Here is a 13429-nt window from a genome sequence, read left to right as displayed (position 1 = left end):
TCCACCAGACGCGGCGTCATCTGCGCCTGCGCCACGGCCGGACACACAACGGCCCCCAGAGCCATACCGGCTACGATCAAACCTGGCTTACGCAAGCGCATTCTTGCCCCCATTTCTGCAATCTGTGATATTTTCGCTGCACGTCCCTGACAGCGTCTTTACCATAACCCACAGGGCAAACAATCGCCATAATTTCCAGCAAATGAGGCACAATAGGAGAAGGTCTGCCACGCGTTCAGTGGAAAGCCTTGCCTCAGAACCTTTTAGTTGCAGTCGTCAACGATTTGCGGCATATTTGTGGTGTTTCAAGGCACGAGGTGTGGGCATTGCCTGCCTTCAAACTCTCGATTTCAAAGTGGCGTAAGGCTGGCCGGGGCAGACCGGTGGGGACTTTCTGGACGCGCATTCACCATGTCGGCGCTGTTTGACATCATCATCGGCTTTATTGCGGCCCTTGTTTCCGCGGCCTTCCTGCATTTCGGTGCCGGTGCGGCGCCGGAACAGCCCAAACCTGCGCCCGTCACTCAGAAGCAAGCCGTGCCTGCGACCGCACCGGTCACGCCCGTCAGCGAAACCACCCCGCTCAGCCAACCGGCCCCGGCGCAGGAGGCTGCCCCTCCTATCGTCGCCGTCAAAAGCGAAACCGTAAAATCTGAACCCAAACGCGATGCAGCGGCGGTGACCGCGCCGGTCGTACGGGTGCAGACGGTACGTTCTGAAACGCAAACCGCGCTCCCGCCGGTGGTGGCCCCCGCGCCGCCGGCACCACCCGCCCTGGCCCTGCCGCCTCTGCCAGCGGTTCCGGCCTTGCGACTGCACGTTGCGGCACTGAGCGCCGAGGATCAGGCCAATATCGCGCGTGAAGTGGAAAAGAGCCTGCGCGCCGCCGAACAGTCCCGCGCTTACGAAATCTCTATCGCCGTGCGCGGTGAAGATGCCAAATGGGTGATCAGGGCCGCAAAGGCCGCAAAGGCGTCGCGTCAGGCACAGGAAGACGCGCTCAGCGGCCCGTGCCCGGACTCGCATGGGGCCCCCGCGACGGGTCAGATTCGCACGATCGTCGCCCAATAGGCCGACAGGGTTGAGGCCGCCGGACCGGACGGGGGACGGCCTATGGTAAACATCCTCGCCTCCACCCCGCTAAACCATTTGCGTTATCAATGATCTGCGGCTAGCGTTCGCCTCACGGGAGAACCCGGCTTTCCGGTGGTAAAGACCCTGGCGCAGGACAGTATTCTATGAAATCTCGCATTCGTCCCCCTCTGAACCTCTCGTCTTCCGAGACGCGGGGTCGTAAATCCAGACTGCGCCCGCTGTTTGAGGACGATACGCCCGCCGAAGATGCGGCCCATGAGGAAACGCATGCCGAAACAGTGAATCTGGGCGCGGATACGGACGATCTCGACATCCCTTCGGCCGCGCACCTGAGCGATGCGCGCGCAGACAGTGAGGCGACGCACGACTTAGTGCCCGAAACGGTGGAACCCCCGCTTGAGGTAGAGCCCGCGCCGGTGGACGACCTGCTTGAGCGGCCGCTGGATTCTCACGCGGCCTCAGAGCCGCAACCGGCCCCGCCGCCCGCCGAGACAGTTGAGCCTCCGCTGCACACCCCCCTGCCGCCGCAGCCCCACACTGAGACGCCGTCCGCCCTCACCTCGCACCGCAAGGCTGAACCCGCCACCGCGCCGGTCAGCCCCGTCGAAGTCAAGCCTGACGGCATTATGAAGCTGTCGGGTGGCTCACCCGTGCCCTTCTGGGGCGGAGTGACGGTGATCAGCCTGGGCTGGGCCCTGTGCCTGACGGCCTTTATTCTGGGGGCCGAAACCCAGATCGCCGCCTTTACGTTGCAGCCGTTCCGCGTGGTGATTCTGGGGGCGCTGGCCCTGTTCCCCATCGGCCTGATCGTCGCCACGGCCTTTGCGCTGCGCCACGCCGCCGCCCTGTCGCGCGAAGCCCGCCGCACCGCCGCGCTGGCCGATGCCATGGTCGCCCCTGCCGCCATTGCCGCCACCCAGACGACGGCGCTGGTCGAATCCCTGCGTCAGCAGGTCGAACAGGCGGTGCGTGCTGTGCGCGTGGCGCACAACGACCTCAACGAACTCAGCCTGCGCATGAAGGTCGAAACCGAATCCATGCTGGCTGCCGCCGAGCAGGCGCGCCAATCGACGCAGACCATCACCGGGGCCCTGTCGCTTGAGCGGCAGGCGGCGATGGATATGGGCGTGCAGCTTGATGAACAGGCACGCGGCGTCATCGATGCTGTGGACCGTCAGGCGCGCATGGTGGCCGATGCCTCTGATCTGGCTCAGACGCAGTTGCGCGAAGCCGAAGCCGCTCTGGCGGCGCGCGCGGCTGACCTCGCCTCCGTGGCCGCCGATACGCACAATACGGCGCGCACCGTCGCCGAAGACCTCGATCGTCAGACGCTACGTCTGGAAACCGCCGGGGCCGGCGTCGCCGATCAGATCCGCAGCGTCGAAGAAGGCCTGGGGCAGCAGCGCGCCGGGCTGGTCTCCGCCGCCCTGTCGCTGCGCGCTGATCAGGAAGATTTCGCCGTCCATCTGGAAAACCAGCGCGCGCAACTGTCCGAAGCGCTCAGCGTGACGCGCAACGCCACCATCGAGTTGGGCGAAAGCTCGTCGCGCGGCGTCGATATCCTGCGCGATCTGGTGCTGCACGCGCAGGAACAGTTCCGTCAGGTGCTCAACGGCGCCGAAAACGAGCGCACGGCCTTTGAAACGCGCATCCATTCGACACTGTCCAACATCTCGGTCATGGCCGCCGATGCGCGCGATGAGCTGATCAACGAGACGCGCCGCGCGCTGGAGCAGCTCAATATCGCCGCCGAAGACGCCCGCCGCGCCGCCGCCGATGCCGCTCAGACGGCGCAGGTACGCGTCGATCGCCTCAACGAATCCCTGTTCGAAGCGGGCAAGAAGGCCGATGAGGCGTTCGATGCGCGCTTCAACTCGGCGCGTCGCCTGATCGAGGATTCCGCCGCCCTGATCGACGAGGCGGGCCTGACCGCCGCGGATCGTCTCGACAACGCCTTTGGCCACGCCCGCGACGGCATCAAGCAGGTGGAGATGGCGCTGAGCGACCTCAATGCGCGCGCCGACGAACTGCCGCTTCAGGCCAAGTCGCGGCTGGAGGAAATCCGCCGCGCGGTCGAAGACGGCCTGCTGGCCATGACCGAAGCGGCGCGAAAGGCGGCGCTGGAAACCGAAAGCGTCGATCAGGCGTTTCAGGAGCGCGTCAAGCGCAATTACGACATGCTGACCGAAGCCGTGCGCCTGATGGGCGTCATTTCCTCCCAGCCCCTGCCGACCGCGCCGCCCGCCCCCAACCCCTACGTGGAGCGCTTTGAGCGCCCCCGCGACAGCGCAAGCGCGCGCACCGCGACCCCCGAACCGCGCACGCCCGCGCGCACCGAACGTCCTGAGCGTTCGCGCCGTGCGCTCGACCCGCTGGAAGCGCCGCTCGATACACCGCGCCCGATCTCTGCCACCCCGTCGGCGTCGCGTACCCCCAGCGGCCTGTCGTGGCGCGACCTGCTGAACGGCATGGACGGCCGCGAAGCCAGCCCGCGCCCTACACCCGCCCGGCCTGAACCCGCCCCCGCCCCTGTGGAGCCCAGCGGCCCGGACAATCTCGATGACCTGATGATTGCCGAAGTCGCATCGATGGGCGTCGATGCGCAGGCCCTGCTCAACCGCTCGCGCCTCGAAGAAATCATCGCCGCCATCGTCGCTGACGATAACGAAGGCGCGCGTCTGGTCCTGCGTCGCATCGCCCCGGCGGCCATCCGCCGCCTCAGCCGCCGCCTGACCACCGACGCCAATCTGCGCGATCAGGCGCAGGAATTCGTCACCTTCTACGACCGGCAGCTCAATATCGCCCTGCTCACCCGTGATCCGCGTGGTGCCCTGACCGAGATACTGGCCACCCCGACGGGGCGCACCTATCTGCTGTTCGATGCCGCCATCAGCGACCTGATCTGATGCACTTCACCTGTCGCTCCGAAGCCTGGCCCATTGCCGGGCGCTTCACCATTGCCCGCGGCTCCAAGACCGAGGCGCATGTCCTCTATGTTGAGGTGACGGACGGCGCGCACAGGGGCCACGGCGAAGCGGTGCCCTATGCGCGCTATGGCGAAACGGTCGAAGGTGCGCTGGCCGCGCTTGAGGTCGCGCGGCCCGCCATCGAAGCCGGGCAAATACCCGCCCTGACAGGGGCTGCCGCCAATGCGCTCGATTGTGCCCTGTGGGATTTGCGCGCCAAGGCGTCGGGGGTTCCGGCATGGAAGACGGCGGGTCTGCGCACCTTCAGCCCGCTAAAGACCGCCTATACGCTGAGCCTCGATACGCCCGAAGCGATGGGGGCACAGGCCGCCGCCAATGCCCGCCGCCCGCTGCTGAAACTCAAGATCGGCGGACCGGATGATCTAGCGCGCGTGGAAGCCGTGCGGCGCAATGCGCCAAAAACGCGCCTGATCGTCGATGCCAATGAAGGCCTGACGCTCGATAGCCTCAAGGCGCTGGCGCCCGAACTGCAACGCCTCGGCGTTGTGCTGATCGAACAGCCGCTGAAGGCGGGCGAAGACGACGCACTGGAAGGCTATAAGTGCCCTGTGCCGCTGTGCGCCGACGAAAGCCTGCATACGCGCGCCGAGCTGGAGCGCTGCGCGCGCCTTTATGATGCGGTGAATATCAAGCTCGACAAGACGGGCGGCCTGACCGAGGCGCTGGCGCTGAAACAGGCGGCGCAGGACAAGGGGCTGAGGATCATGGTCGGCTGTATGGTCGCCACTTCACTGAGCATGGCTCCGGCCATGATCGTGGCGCAGGGGGCGGATTTTGTCGATCTGGACGGGCCGCTGCTGCTGGCCAAAGACCGCGAGCACGGGCTGAAAGTCACCGGTTCGATGCTGGAGCCACCCGAACCGGCGCTGTGGGGGTAGAGCGGATTTCGTTCAAATTGAATCGAAATCACGCTCTAGATCATTATGATTTCTGGTGGAAACATAATGATCTAGATTTTTTTTTGCCCCTCGCCGGGCGGTGGCTTTGCCACCTTGGCCGCCGCCTCAATGGCGGCTTGAGCGGAATGATTCCAGTAGAAATCATTCCGCTCTAAATTTTTGGTTTAACGCGCTTTTTTATCCGAAAAGTGCGTCCCACTTTTCGGAAAGCGCTCTGATCAGCCCTTTTTCAGGCGCGGCGCGAGAAAGGCGCAGACGATCAGTTGCAACTGATGGAACAGCATCACCGGCAACAGCACCGGCCCCAGCACGGCGGCCGGAAACAGCGTCCCGGCCATCGGCACGCCTGAGGCCAGCGACTTTTTGGAGCCACAGAACAGGACCACCACGCGGTCCTCGTGGCTGAGGCCCATGCGTCCGGAAATCCACCAGGTGCCGCTCATGACGATGGCCAGAAGCCCGGCCCCGATAACGAAGATCAGGCCCAGATCGCTTAAACCGATCTTCGACCACAGGCCTTCGACGACCGAGGCCGAAAAGGCCGTATAGACGACCAGCAGGATCGACCCGCGATCGACCCGCCCGACCAGCGTCTTGTGCCGGTCGAGATAGCCCTTCAGCCACGGCCGCATCAGGTGCCCAACCACGAAGGGCAGCAGCAGTTGCAGAGCGATGTCGATGATCGAATCGAGCGACACGCCGCCGCCCGTGGCATTCATCAGCAAGGCAACCAGCAGCGGCGTAATCACAATCCCCAGAATATTAGACACCGACGCGCTGCATACCGCCGCCGCCACATTACCCCCCGCTATGGCCGTAAACGCGATCGACGACTGCACGGTCGAAGGCAGCAGACAGAGGAACAGCACACCCGACAGGATCATCGGGTCCATCAGCGGTTTCAGGGCCGCCTGTATCCCCAGGCCCAGCAGCGGAAACACAGCAAAGGTGGTCAGAAACACCACCAGATGCACCTTCCACGCCATCAGCCCGGCGAAGATGGCTTCGCGCGACAGCTTGGCCCCATGCAGGAAGAACAGCAACACAATGGCCGCGTCCTTGACCCATCCAGCGACCACAGCGCTGTCGCCGCGCACCGGCAGGACAGAGGCCAGCACGACCATGCCCAGCAGGGCCAGTATGTACGGATCGAAGGTCTTGATCAGGTTACGCAGTGTGAAGGCGGGGGTATCGGTCATGCTTCCCTTTTCGGCGTCTTTGGGCCGATAATCAACCCGGCACACCGACCTTTTGCGCCGCCAGCAGCGGCACGATCAGGTCGCTGACCGGTGTCGGAATGCCGTGCTCACGCCCTTTGCGCACGATGACGGCGTTGCGCGCGTCCCATTCGGTTTCGCGTCCGGCGGCGCGGTCATCATACATCGAATTGGTGTCGTCGGGCGTGGCGGCCATAAAGCGCGCCATCTGTGTGTCAATCAGATCGTCGGGCAGGTCCGCCCCTTCGGCCCGCCCCACGGCGACGCATTCGCTCAGGATGGCGCGCGCAATCGCGGCAATACCCGGCTGATGGAAGACCTGCATGGTCTGCCCCGTAAGCGCCAGTATGGCCCCGCCCGGCGCGTTGACGCACAGTTTCTTCCAGTTTTCGCTCACATAATCCGGCGTCGGACGCGCCGTGACAAAGCTGCCCGTAAACAGCGCGCAGAAGTCGTGACCTTCCAGCGTATCGGCGGTGAGCAAGCCCGCCCGGCCCCGCCATTCGGCCACACCCGGCGCGGAGCGTCCCGCCGGAATATCCACCACCACCGGCACCAGCACTGTCCCCACGGGAACCACCGGCGTGACCCGCTCACGGTGCTCAACGCCGTTTTGCAGGATGGCGACGCGGGTTTGTGGCCCGACCGTGGCGTCGAGCCACGCTTTGGCCCCTTCGACCTGATGCGCCTTGACGCACAGCAGCACCCAATCGGCGGGCGTGAGCGCCTCCGGTGTGGTCACCACCGTCGCGCGGCGGCGCGGTGCCATCTCACCGGCATTGGCGACCTTAAGCTGCGCGAAGGCCTGCCGGGCGGCAAACACCACCTGATGACCGACGTCGATCAGGGCCGCCCCGACACTCAGGCCGACCGCACCGGGCCCGATGATAACAATATTGGCCATTTTATTGCGTTTCCTTACCCTGGGTGACGCTATCGTTGCTGACAATTTGACGATAACGTAACCCTCTTCTGCGGGGTTTGTGATGACCGACTTTGCCAAACGTTTCAAGCTGATCAACTATTATCCGCCGTTTATCGGGGCGGGCATCCGCGTCGTGCGCACCAATGCCGATTTCACTGAGATCGAGGTGCAGATGAAGCTGCGCTGGTGGAACCGCAATGTGGTCGGCACGCAGTTCGGCGGCTCGCTGTACATGATGTGTGACCCGTTCTTTATGGCCATCCTGATGACGCATCTGGGGCGCGGCTACATCGTCTGGGACAAGGCGGCGCGCATCGACTTCCTCAAACCCGGCCGCGGGCGGGTCACGGCCATTTTCCGCATTTCGCCGGAAGAGATCGCGCGCCTCCGCGCCGAGGCCGACAGCCAGCCCAAGCTGGAGCCGGAATTTGAGGTCGATGTGGTGGACGATGCCGGCGTGGTGGTGGCGCGCGTGCACAAGACGCTGTATGTGAGGAAAAAGCCTCCCAAATAGCCGCACGAGTGACGAATGGTCTGGTTCGCCAGCGACAATACCGCCCCCATGCACCCCGCCGTTCTGGCCGCCCTGAGCGCCGCCAATGAATGCCACGCGGCCTCCTATGGCGCGGATGAGATCACGGCGCGCCTCAATACCCGCCTGCGCGAGGTCTTTGGCAATCCGCAGCTGAGGGCCTTTCCGACCTTCAACGGATCGGCGACCAATGGCGTGGCGCTGGCCTCTGTCATGCGGCCGTTTGAGGCAACGATTGCCACCCGCGACGCCCATATCCAGAACGACGAATGCGGCCTGCCGGAGTTTTTCACCGGGGCCAAGATCCTGATCGCGCCCGATGTGCTGGGCAAGCTGACGCCCGAAGGGGTTGAGGCCATCGTCGCCCTGTCGCAGGATCACGCCCCGCACGCGGCGCGCCCCAAGGTGATCAGCCTGACGCAATCAACCGAGATCGGTACGGTCTATGGCGTCGAAGAGTTGCGCGCGCTGCGGGCTGTGGCCGACCGGCACGGCCTGCTGATCCATATGGACGGGGCGCGGCTGGCCAACGGTGTCGCGGCCTTAGGTGTATCGCCTGCCGAGGCCGTAACCGGGGTGGATATTCTCTCCTTTGGCGGCACCAAGGCGGGCGCGGCCCTGGCCGAGGCGGTGGTGATTTTAAACCCCTCCCTGATCCGCGACTTCGAATATTGGCACAAGCGCATGGGGCAGTTGCCGTCCAAGATGCGTTTCGTGTCGGCACAGTTGCTGGCCCTGCTCGAAGACGATCTGTGGCTGACACTGGCGCGGCACGCCAATGGCATGGCGCGGCGTCTGGCCGAAGGACTGAGCGCGCTTGAGGGCGTGTCTCTGGTCTATCCGCAGGCGGCCAATGCCCTGTTCGTTACCCTGCCCCCGGCTCTGGCCGAGGCGTTGCAGGCCGCCGGGCACCGCTTCTATCCGTGGTCTCTGGCGGGGGAGCATGTCTATCGGCTGGTGTGCAGCTTCGCCACGACCGAGGACGAGGTCACGGCGTTTCTGACGGATTGCCAGACGCACCTCGCCAGCCGCTGAGACCTTATCATGTCCAAAACCACCGCCGCCACCGCTGCTCTGCAAAAGGCCGGGATCGCCTTCGATCTCCACCCCTATGCCTACGATCCGGACGCGCCGCGCGTCGGCCTACAGGCCGCCGAAGCGCTGGGCGTCGATCCGTCGCAGACCTTCAAAACCCTGATGGCGGAGGTCGATGGCAAGGGCGTATGTGTCGTCGTGCCGTCGGACGGCGAAGTGTCGATGAAGAAGCTGGCGGCGCATTTCAAGGGCAAGTCGGCGCAGATGATGAAGGTGCCCGACGCCGAAAAGGTCACGGGTTTCAAGGTCGGCGGCATCTCGCCCTTCGGTCAGCGCAAAACTCATCCGACCGCCATAGACGAGACGGCGCAGCTTTATGAGCGCATCTATATCAATGCCGGCCAGCGCGGCCTGCTGCTGTCGATTGAACCCGACGCCGCCGCGCATGTCCTCAAGGCCGGATATGTGGATGTGATGGCGGAATAGCTTACAAAATCTCCTCCCCTGCGGAGCGGGGGAGGAGGGTTTTCACGTCGCCGTCTTGCCGACCGTCATGCCCTTTTGCACCGCCGCGCGAGCGCCCACCGTATCGAACCATGCCTTGATATGCGGCGTGTCGGTGAGCAGTTCTTCCTGCTGATAGAAGGTGCGCAGCGTATTGATCCACGGATAGATGGCCATGTCGGCGATCGTATAGTCATCCCCCGCCACATAGGCGTGCTTCGACAACTGCGTTTCCAATACGCCCAGCAGGCGCTTGGCTTCGTTGGTATAGCGGTTTAGCGCATAGGGCACCTTTTCCGGCGCGAAGACGGCGAAGTGACCCAGCTGACCGAACATCGGCCCCAGCCCGCCCATCTGCCAGTTCAACCATTCCAGCACCTTGTAACGCCCTTCGCCTGATGCCGGCAGGAACTTGCCGGTCTTTTCGGCCAGATAGACGAGGATGGCCCCGGTTTCAAAAACGCTGATGCCCGTCTCTTCATCGACAATGGCCGGGATCTTGTTGTTGGGGGAGATTTTCAGAAAGTCCGGATGGAACTGCTCATCGGCGCCGATATTGACCGGCCTGACCTTATACGGCAGGCCCATTTCTTCGAGCGCGATGGAGGCCTTGAAGCCGTTGGGCGTGGTCCAGGTGTGCAGAACGATCATGGTCTTTTCCCTTTGTAGGTCTAAAGCGCTTTCCGAAAAGTGGGACGCACTTTTCGGATAAAAAAGCGCGTTCAACCAAAAACTTAGAGCGCTATTTCGATTCAGTCTGAACGAAATACACTCTACTGTGACGCAGACATGGGCATGAAACCGCAAACGTCAAGGTTACGGTTTCACCACCATCAGCCAGAATACAAAAACAATCGCCGGAAAGGCCAGCGCCCCAAGGATCACCCACCACCGCTCATAGGTCCAGTAGAGCGGCGGCAGGGGCTCACCCGACGCATAGGCGGCTTTCGCCAGATCGCGCATCCGGATCTGCATCCACACCACGGGCAGCCAGCAGGCCCCGGCGAAAAGGTAGAGCAACAATCCGCCCAGCACCCAGCCGCCAAACAGCTCCAGTCCGCCCAGATGCACAAGCCACAGACCGCTCAGAAGCTGCACGATGACGGCGGGTGTGGTGAACAGCCAGTCGGCCATAACCACATGGCGCGAGGCAAAGGCGATGCCTGCGACCTCTTTGCGACGATTGGCCATGAACATGAAAAAGGCCGTGCCTATGCCGGTGCCGAACAGGATGGTCGATGAGACCACATGCACCCACTTCACCCACAGATAGAGCATTGATCCCCCTCGCCTTCGCGCCTAGACTCCCTGTCATAGTGGCAGGGGATCGAATGGACAAGTCAGTGAACACACCCCGCTCCTCCCCTGAGATCAGGGAGGACGCTCATACGCTCTGGCTTGTCTATGATGGGGACTGCGTGCTGTGCCGGTCCGGCGCTCTGGGCTATCGCGTCAATCGGGCCGTGGGGCGGCTGGAGACGCTCGATGCGCGCGGTGACCCCGACCACCCTATCCTGAAAGAGATTCGCGCCCGCCAGCTTGACCTCAATCAGGGCATCGTCGTGGTCTATGGCCATCAGTGGCACCACGGGGCTGAGGCGCTGAACCGACTGGCGCTGCTGGGGTCGAATAGTGATTTCCTCAACCTTGTCAACGCCTGGATGTTCCGCTCGCCGCGCCGCACGCGCTGGCTCTATCCACTGCTGCGGGCGGGGCGCAATCTCAGCCTCAGACTGGCCGGAAAGACGCAGATATGACCCCCATCTTCGCCACCATCTTTGCCGAACAATGGGACGCCCTGCCCCCGGCGCTCAAGGCCCACTATGCCAACCGTCCGTTTACGCGCGACCATGTGATCGTCGAAGGCACGCTGGACGTCGAGATGCACCCGCTGCTGCGGCGTTTGTCATGGCTGATCAAAGCGACGGGCATGTTGACGCCCTATGAGGGCAAGGCCGTGTCGGTAAGCGTGCATTTCCGCTCCGAACCCGACAGCGACGCCTTTGTGTTTGAGCGCATCTTTCGTTTCGCCGGGCGTGACCCCGTGACCTTCCGCTCGCGCATGGTGTCGAAACGCCCGCACCACGTGACGGAATACATGGCCACCGGCATCGGCTGGCAGGCCCATTACGATTATCACGAAGGGCGGGTGCGGTTGCGACACGCCGGCTATGTCTGGCGGCTGTTCGGCCTCGACATCCCCATGCCCGTGACGGCGCTGATCGGACGCGGCGATGCGTGGGAAGAGGCCACAGGCGAAGATCGTTTCCGCATGTATATGGAACTGCGCCATCCGTGGTTCGGTAAGCTCTACAGCTATGGCGGGGCCTTTCGCGTGGCGGAGATGCGTCTTGACGGGTAAGGTGCTGATCCTGGGCGGCTACGGCAATTTCGGCAAGCGCATCGCCGCGGGCCTGATCCGCCGTGACGTGCCGGTGATCATCGCCGGGCGCGACGCCGCCAAGGCCGAAACCTGTGCCCGGTCGATAGGCGCGCAATGGGCGGCCTTTGACGTCCATAGCGGTTTGTCCGAAGCCCTGCGCACGTTGAAACCCACCGTCGTGGCGCACACCGCCGGGCCGTATCAGAACGCCGACTATGGCGTGGCCGAAGCCTGCATCGCGGCGGGTGTGCACTATGTCGATCTGTCCGATGCGCGAGATTTCGTCGTGGGCTTTGATCGGATGGACGCCGCGGCCAAGGCAGCGGGGGTTGTGGCCATCAGCGGCGCTTCGACCGTGCCATGCCTGTCCTCGGCGGTACTGAACCATTTCCGCGACCGCTTTGCGACGCTGGAAGCGCTCGATTTCGGCATCTGCCCCGGTCAGGGGGCCGAACGCGGGCTGGCGACCACGGCGGCCATCCTATCCTATGTGGGTCAGCCGCTGAAACCCTTTGCCGGGCATCCGAAGGCCTATGGCTGGCAGGGCCTGAGGCGGCACGTCTTTCCGCATCTGGGGCCGCGCCTGATGGGCGATTGCGATATTCCCGATCTCGACCTGCTGCCCGCCGCCTATGGCTTGCGGTCGATCCGTTTCGGTGCCGGTCTGGAGCTGGGTTTCATCCATCTGGGGCTGTGGGCCCTGTCGTGGGGCGTGCGCTGGAAGCTGCTGCCCTTTCCATTGGCGAAACTGGCCAGGCCCCTGCTGAAGGCCGCCGACCTGTTCGATCCGCTGGGCTCCGACGATGGCGGCATGTTCATGGTCCTGTCGGGCACGGGGCTGGACGGGCAGCCGCTTCGCCTCGACTGGCACATCATTGCGCGCAACGGCGACGGGCCGCAAATCCCTTCGGTCCCGGCCATACTGCTGGCCGAGCGTCTGGCCAAGGGATGTGATCTCGCCCCCGGCGCACGCTCCAGCCTTGGCCAGATAAGCCTCGCCAACTATCTGGCCGCGCTGGAACCGTTTGATATCGTCACGGCTTAGATTGCTGAGCGCGCATCTGCTGGATATACAGGATTTCGTTCTTGGCCAGTTGGCTGCTTCCATCAAACTTCAAAGAGTCCTTGTAGGCAGACTCGGCTTCATCCCATTTTTGAAGCTCGACGAGAGCATAGCCCTTGTGCCGCAAAACCTTAGCCCGTGTGTAATCCGTCAGATTAAAGAAAGGATTCTCAAGCGCCTTTTCGGCCTCTGCCAGGCTTTCTGCATTTTGGCCACTCTGTGCCAGACAAAAGAGATATTCGCTGAGTATGGCTTCGTTCCATGGATCACGCTGGCGACCATCAGTCAGAATCGTCACACAGCGACCATAGTCCTTGCGATCCGCGTAAACCCAGGCCAATCCATACGAAATAAGGGCAAAAGGCGAAGCTGGCTTTGCGACAACCTCCAACTTCTTCCCATCAGGGTTTGCTTTCTTTTCAGTCGCAGTTTCAAACAACACGCCTAATACGAGTTGCGAAGGCAGATTGTCGCTGTAAATGATAAGGCGCGTATCGCACTTTTCCGCATAATATGGGGGAAACGGCGCTTCACCCATGACCTTTTCCATTTCCGGAGCCAAGGCCCTGATCGCTGAGACATCGGCCTTAACGAAAGCCTTTTGAAGCTTTTCGGCTACTTTCGCCGCCCGTGTTTCCGCCTTTTCGTCGTGTGTCTGACAGGGCACGATATTTAGATCGGTATGAAATTTAGCTGAATCGGGATTCCCAAATCAGAGAGGATCTGATTCACTTTTTCCGACAGGAGGAAGTGATGGGTCGTCCTTTATCGATGGATTTGCGAGAGCGG

General features: G+C 63.0%; 14 protein-coding genes. 9 read left to right on the top strand and 5 right to left on the bottom strand.

What is annotated here, in order from left to right; genetic code table 11:
* Positions 1-411: 411 nt before the first annotated feature.
* The 3 genes from Q0072_RS13430 to dgcA all read left to right on the top strand — a co-directional run bounded on the left by Q0072_RS13430 (position 412) and on the right by dgcA (position 4960).
* On the top strand, positions 412-1071 hold the full coding sequence (locus tag Q0072_RS13430) for a hypothetical protein (RefSeq protein ID WP_298331042.1): 660 nt from the start codon (positions 412-414) through the stop codon (positions 1069-1071).
* Positions 1072-1238: 167 nt separating this feature from the next.
* Positions 1239-4001, top strand: coding sequence for a tipN (locus Q0072_RS13425; protein ID WP_298331040.1), 2763 nt, complete (start codon positions 1239-1241; stop codon positions 3999-4001).
* A complete protein-coding gene (dgcA, locus tag Q0072_RS13420) occupies positions 4001-4960 on the top strand; it encodes an N-acetyl-D-Glu racemase DgcA (RefSeq protein WP_298331038.1) in 960 nt (319 codons plus the stop codon). Before Q0072_RS13425 ends, dgcA begins: the two co-directional genes overlap by 1 nt.
* Before the next feature lie 239 nt (positions 4961-5199).
* Here dgcA and Q0072_RS13415 read toward each other — a convergent pair whose 3' ends face one another.
* Together Q0072_RS13415 and Q0072_RS13410 are read right to left on the bottom strand one after the other, a co-directional pair.
* Positions 5200-6180 (bottom strand): bile acid:sodium symporter family protein, encoded by a 981-nt coding sequence (locus Q0072_RS13415; RefSeq protein ID WP_298331036.1) that lies wholly within the window; start codon positions 6178-6180, stop codon positions 5200-5202.
* Between the two features lie 31 nt (positions 6181-6211).
* Positions 6212-7102: a 2-dehydropantoate 2-reductase gene (locus Q0072_RS13410; RefSeq protein WP_298331034.1), complete on the bottom strand. Its 891-nt coding sequence runs from the start codon at positions 7100-7102 to the stop codon at positions 6212-6214.
* Positions 7103-7184: 82 nt separating this feature from the next.
* Here Q0072_RS13410 and Q0072_RS13405 point away from each other — a divergent pair, with 82 nt between their 5' ends.
* From Q0072_RS13405 to ybaK, 3 genes are read left to right on the top strand one after another with little or no spacing between them, the layout of a single operon-like run.
* Positions 7185-7637, top strand: a complete 453-nt coding sequence (locus Q0072_RS13405; protein WP_298331032.1) for a DUF4442 domain-containing protein — start codon at positions 7185-7187, stop codon at positions 7635-7637.
* A 15-nt stretch (positions 7638-7652) separates the two neighbouring features.
* A complete protein-coding gene (locus tag Q0072_RS13400) occupies positions 7653-8690 on the top strand; it encodes a low specificity L-threonine aldolase (RefSeq protein ID WP_298331031.1) in 1038 nt (345 codons plus the stop codon).
* 9 nt (positions 8691-8699) lie between these two features.
* Positions 8700-9176, top strand: coding sequence for a Cys-tRNA(Pro) deacylase (ybaK, locus tag Q0072_RS13395; RefSeq protein ID WP_298331029.1), 477 nt, complete (start codon positions 8700-8702; stop codon positions 9174-9176).
* Between the two features lie 42 nt (positions 9177-9218).
* Here ybaK and Q0072_RS13390 read toward each other — a convergent pair whose 3' ends face one another.
* Both Q0072_RS13390 and Q0072_RS13385 read right to left on the bottom strand, forming a co-directional pair.
* Positions 9219-9845, bottom strand: a complete 627-nt coding sequence (locus Q0072_RS13390; protein ID WP_298331027.1) for a glutathione binding-like protein — start codon at positions 9843-9845, stop codon at positions 9219-9221.
* A gap of 165 nt (positions 9846-10010) precedes the next feature.
* On the bottom strand, positions 10011-10472 hold the full coding sequence (locus Q0072_RS13385) for a DUF2269 domain-containing protein (RefSeq protein ID WP_298331024.1): 462 nt from the start codon (positions 10470-10472) through the stop codon (positions 10011-10013).
* 53 nt (positions 10473-10525) lie between these two features.
* Between Q0072_RS13385 and Q0072_RS13380 the strand changes: the two genes are divergently transcribed.
* Genes Q0072_RS13380 through Q0072_RS13370 form a run of 3 tightly spaced genes read left to right on the top strand, consistent with a single transcriptional unit; the run spans position 10526 to position 12622 of the window.
* On the top strand, positions 10526-10951 hold the full coding sequence (locus Q0072_RS13380; protein ID WP_298331022.1) for a DCC1-like thiol-disulfide oxidoreductase family protein: 426 nt from the start codon (positions 10526-10528) through the stop codon (positions 10949-10951).
* Positions 10948-11556, top strand: coding sequence for a DUF4166 domain-containing protein (locus tag Q0072_RS13375; RefSeq protein ID WP_298331020.1), 609 nt, complete (start codon positions 10948-10950; stop codon positions 11554-11556). Before Q0072_RS13380 ends, Q0072_RS13375 begins: the two co-directional genes overlap by 4 nt.
* The gene (locus tag Q0072_RS13370) at positions 11546-12622 is read left to right on the top strand and encodes a saccharopine dehydrogenase NADP-binding domain-containing protein (protein WP_298331018.1); all 1077 of its coding nucleotides are present in this window, start codon (positions 11546-11548) and stop codon (positions 12620-12622) included. The genes Q0072_RS13375 and Q0072_RS13370 overlap by 11 nt, the downstream gene beginning before the upstream one ends.
* Here the strand turns inward: Q0072_RS13370 and Q0072_RS13365 are convergent.
* Positions 12612-13307 (bottom strand): hypothetical protein, encoded by a 696-nt coding sequence (locus Q0072_RS13365; RefSeq protein ID WP_298331016.1) that lies wholly within the window; start codon positions 13305-13307, stop codon positions 12612-12614. The two genes, Q0072_RS13370 and Q0072_RS13365, sit on opposite strands and share 11 nt — an antisense overlap.
* Positions 13308-13429 lie beyond the last annotated feature (122 nt).

The sequence above is a fragment of the Asticcacaulis sp. genome (assembly GCF_027484505.1).
Classification (GTDB): Bacteria; Pseudomonadota; Alphaproteobacteria; order Caulobacterales; family Caulobacteraceae; genus Asticcacaulis.
This window is presented reverse-complemented; position numbering and strand designations above follow the sequence as displayed.

What these genes read in the sequence shown, in the direction of transcription:
- Q0072_RS13430 (WP_298331042.1), top strand. Translation starts at nt 412, where the DNA reads ATGTCGGCGCTGTTTGACATCATCATCGGCTTTATTGCGGCCCTTGTT.
- ybaK (WP_298331029.1), top strand. Translation starts at nt 8,700, where the DNA reads ATGTCCAAAACCACCGCCGCCACCGCTGCTCTGCAAAAGGCCGGGATC.
- Q0072_RS13405 (WP_298331032.1), top strand. Translation starts at nt 7,185, where the DNA reads ATGACCGACTTTGCCAAACGTTTCAAGCTGATCAACTATTATCCGCCG.
- Q0072_RS13400 (WP_298331031.1), top strand. Translation starts at nt 7,653, where the DNA reads ATGGTCTGGTTCGCCAGCGACAATACCGCCCCCATGCACCCCGCCGTT.
- dgcA (WP_298331038.1), top strand. Translation starts at nt 4,001, where the DNA reads ATGCACTTCACCTGTCGCTCCGAAGCCTGGCCCATTGCCGGGCGCTTC.
- Q0072_RS13410 (WP_298331034.1), bottom strand. Translation starts at nt 7,102, where the DNA reads ATGGCCAATATTGTTATCATCGGGCCCGGTGCGGTCGGCCTGAGTGTC.
- Q0072_RS13415 (WP_298331036.1), bottom strand. Translation starts at nt 6,180, where the DNA reads ATGACCGATACCCCCGCCTTCACACTGCGTAACCTGATCAAGACCTTC.
- Q0072_RS13380 (WP_298331022.1), top strand. Translation starts at nt 10,526, where the DNA reads ATGGACAAGTCAGTGAACACACCCCGCTCCTCCCCTGAGATCAGGGAG.
- Q0072_RS13390 (WP_298331027.1), bottom strand. Translation starts at nt 9,845, where the DNA reads ATGATCGTTCTGCACACCTGGACCACGCCCAACGGCTTCAAGGCCTCC.
- Q0072_RS13385 (WP_298331024.1), bottom strand. Translation starts at nt 10,472, where the DNA reads ATGCTCTATCTGTGGGTGAAGTGGGTGCATGTGGTCTCATCGACCATC.
- Q0072_RS13375 (WP_298331020.1), top strand. Translation starts at nt 10,948, where the DNA reads ATGACCCCCATCTTCGCCACCATCTTTGCCGAACAATGGGACGCCCTG.
- Q0072_RS13425 (WP_298331040.1), top strand. Translation starts at nt 1,239, where the DNA reads ATGAAATCTCGCATTCGTCCCCCTCTGAACCTCTCGTCTTCCGAGACG.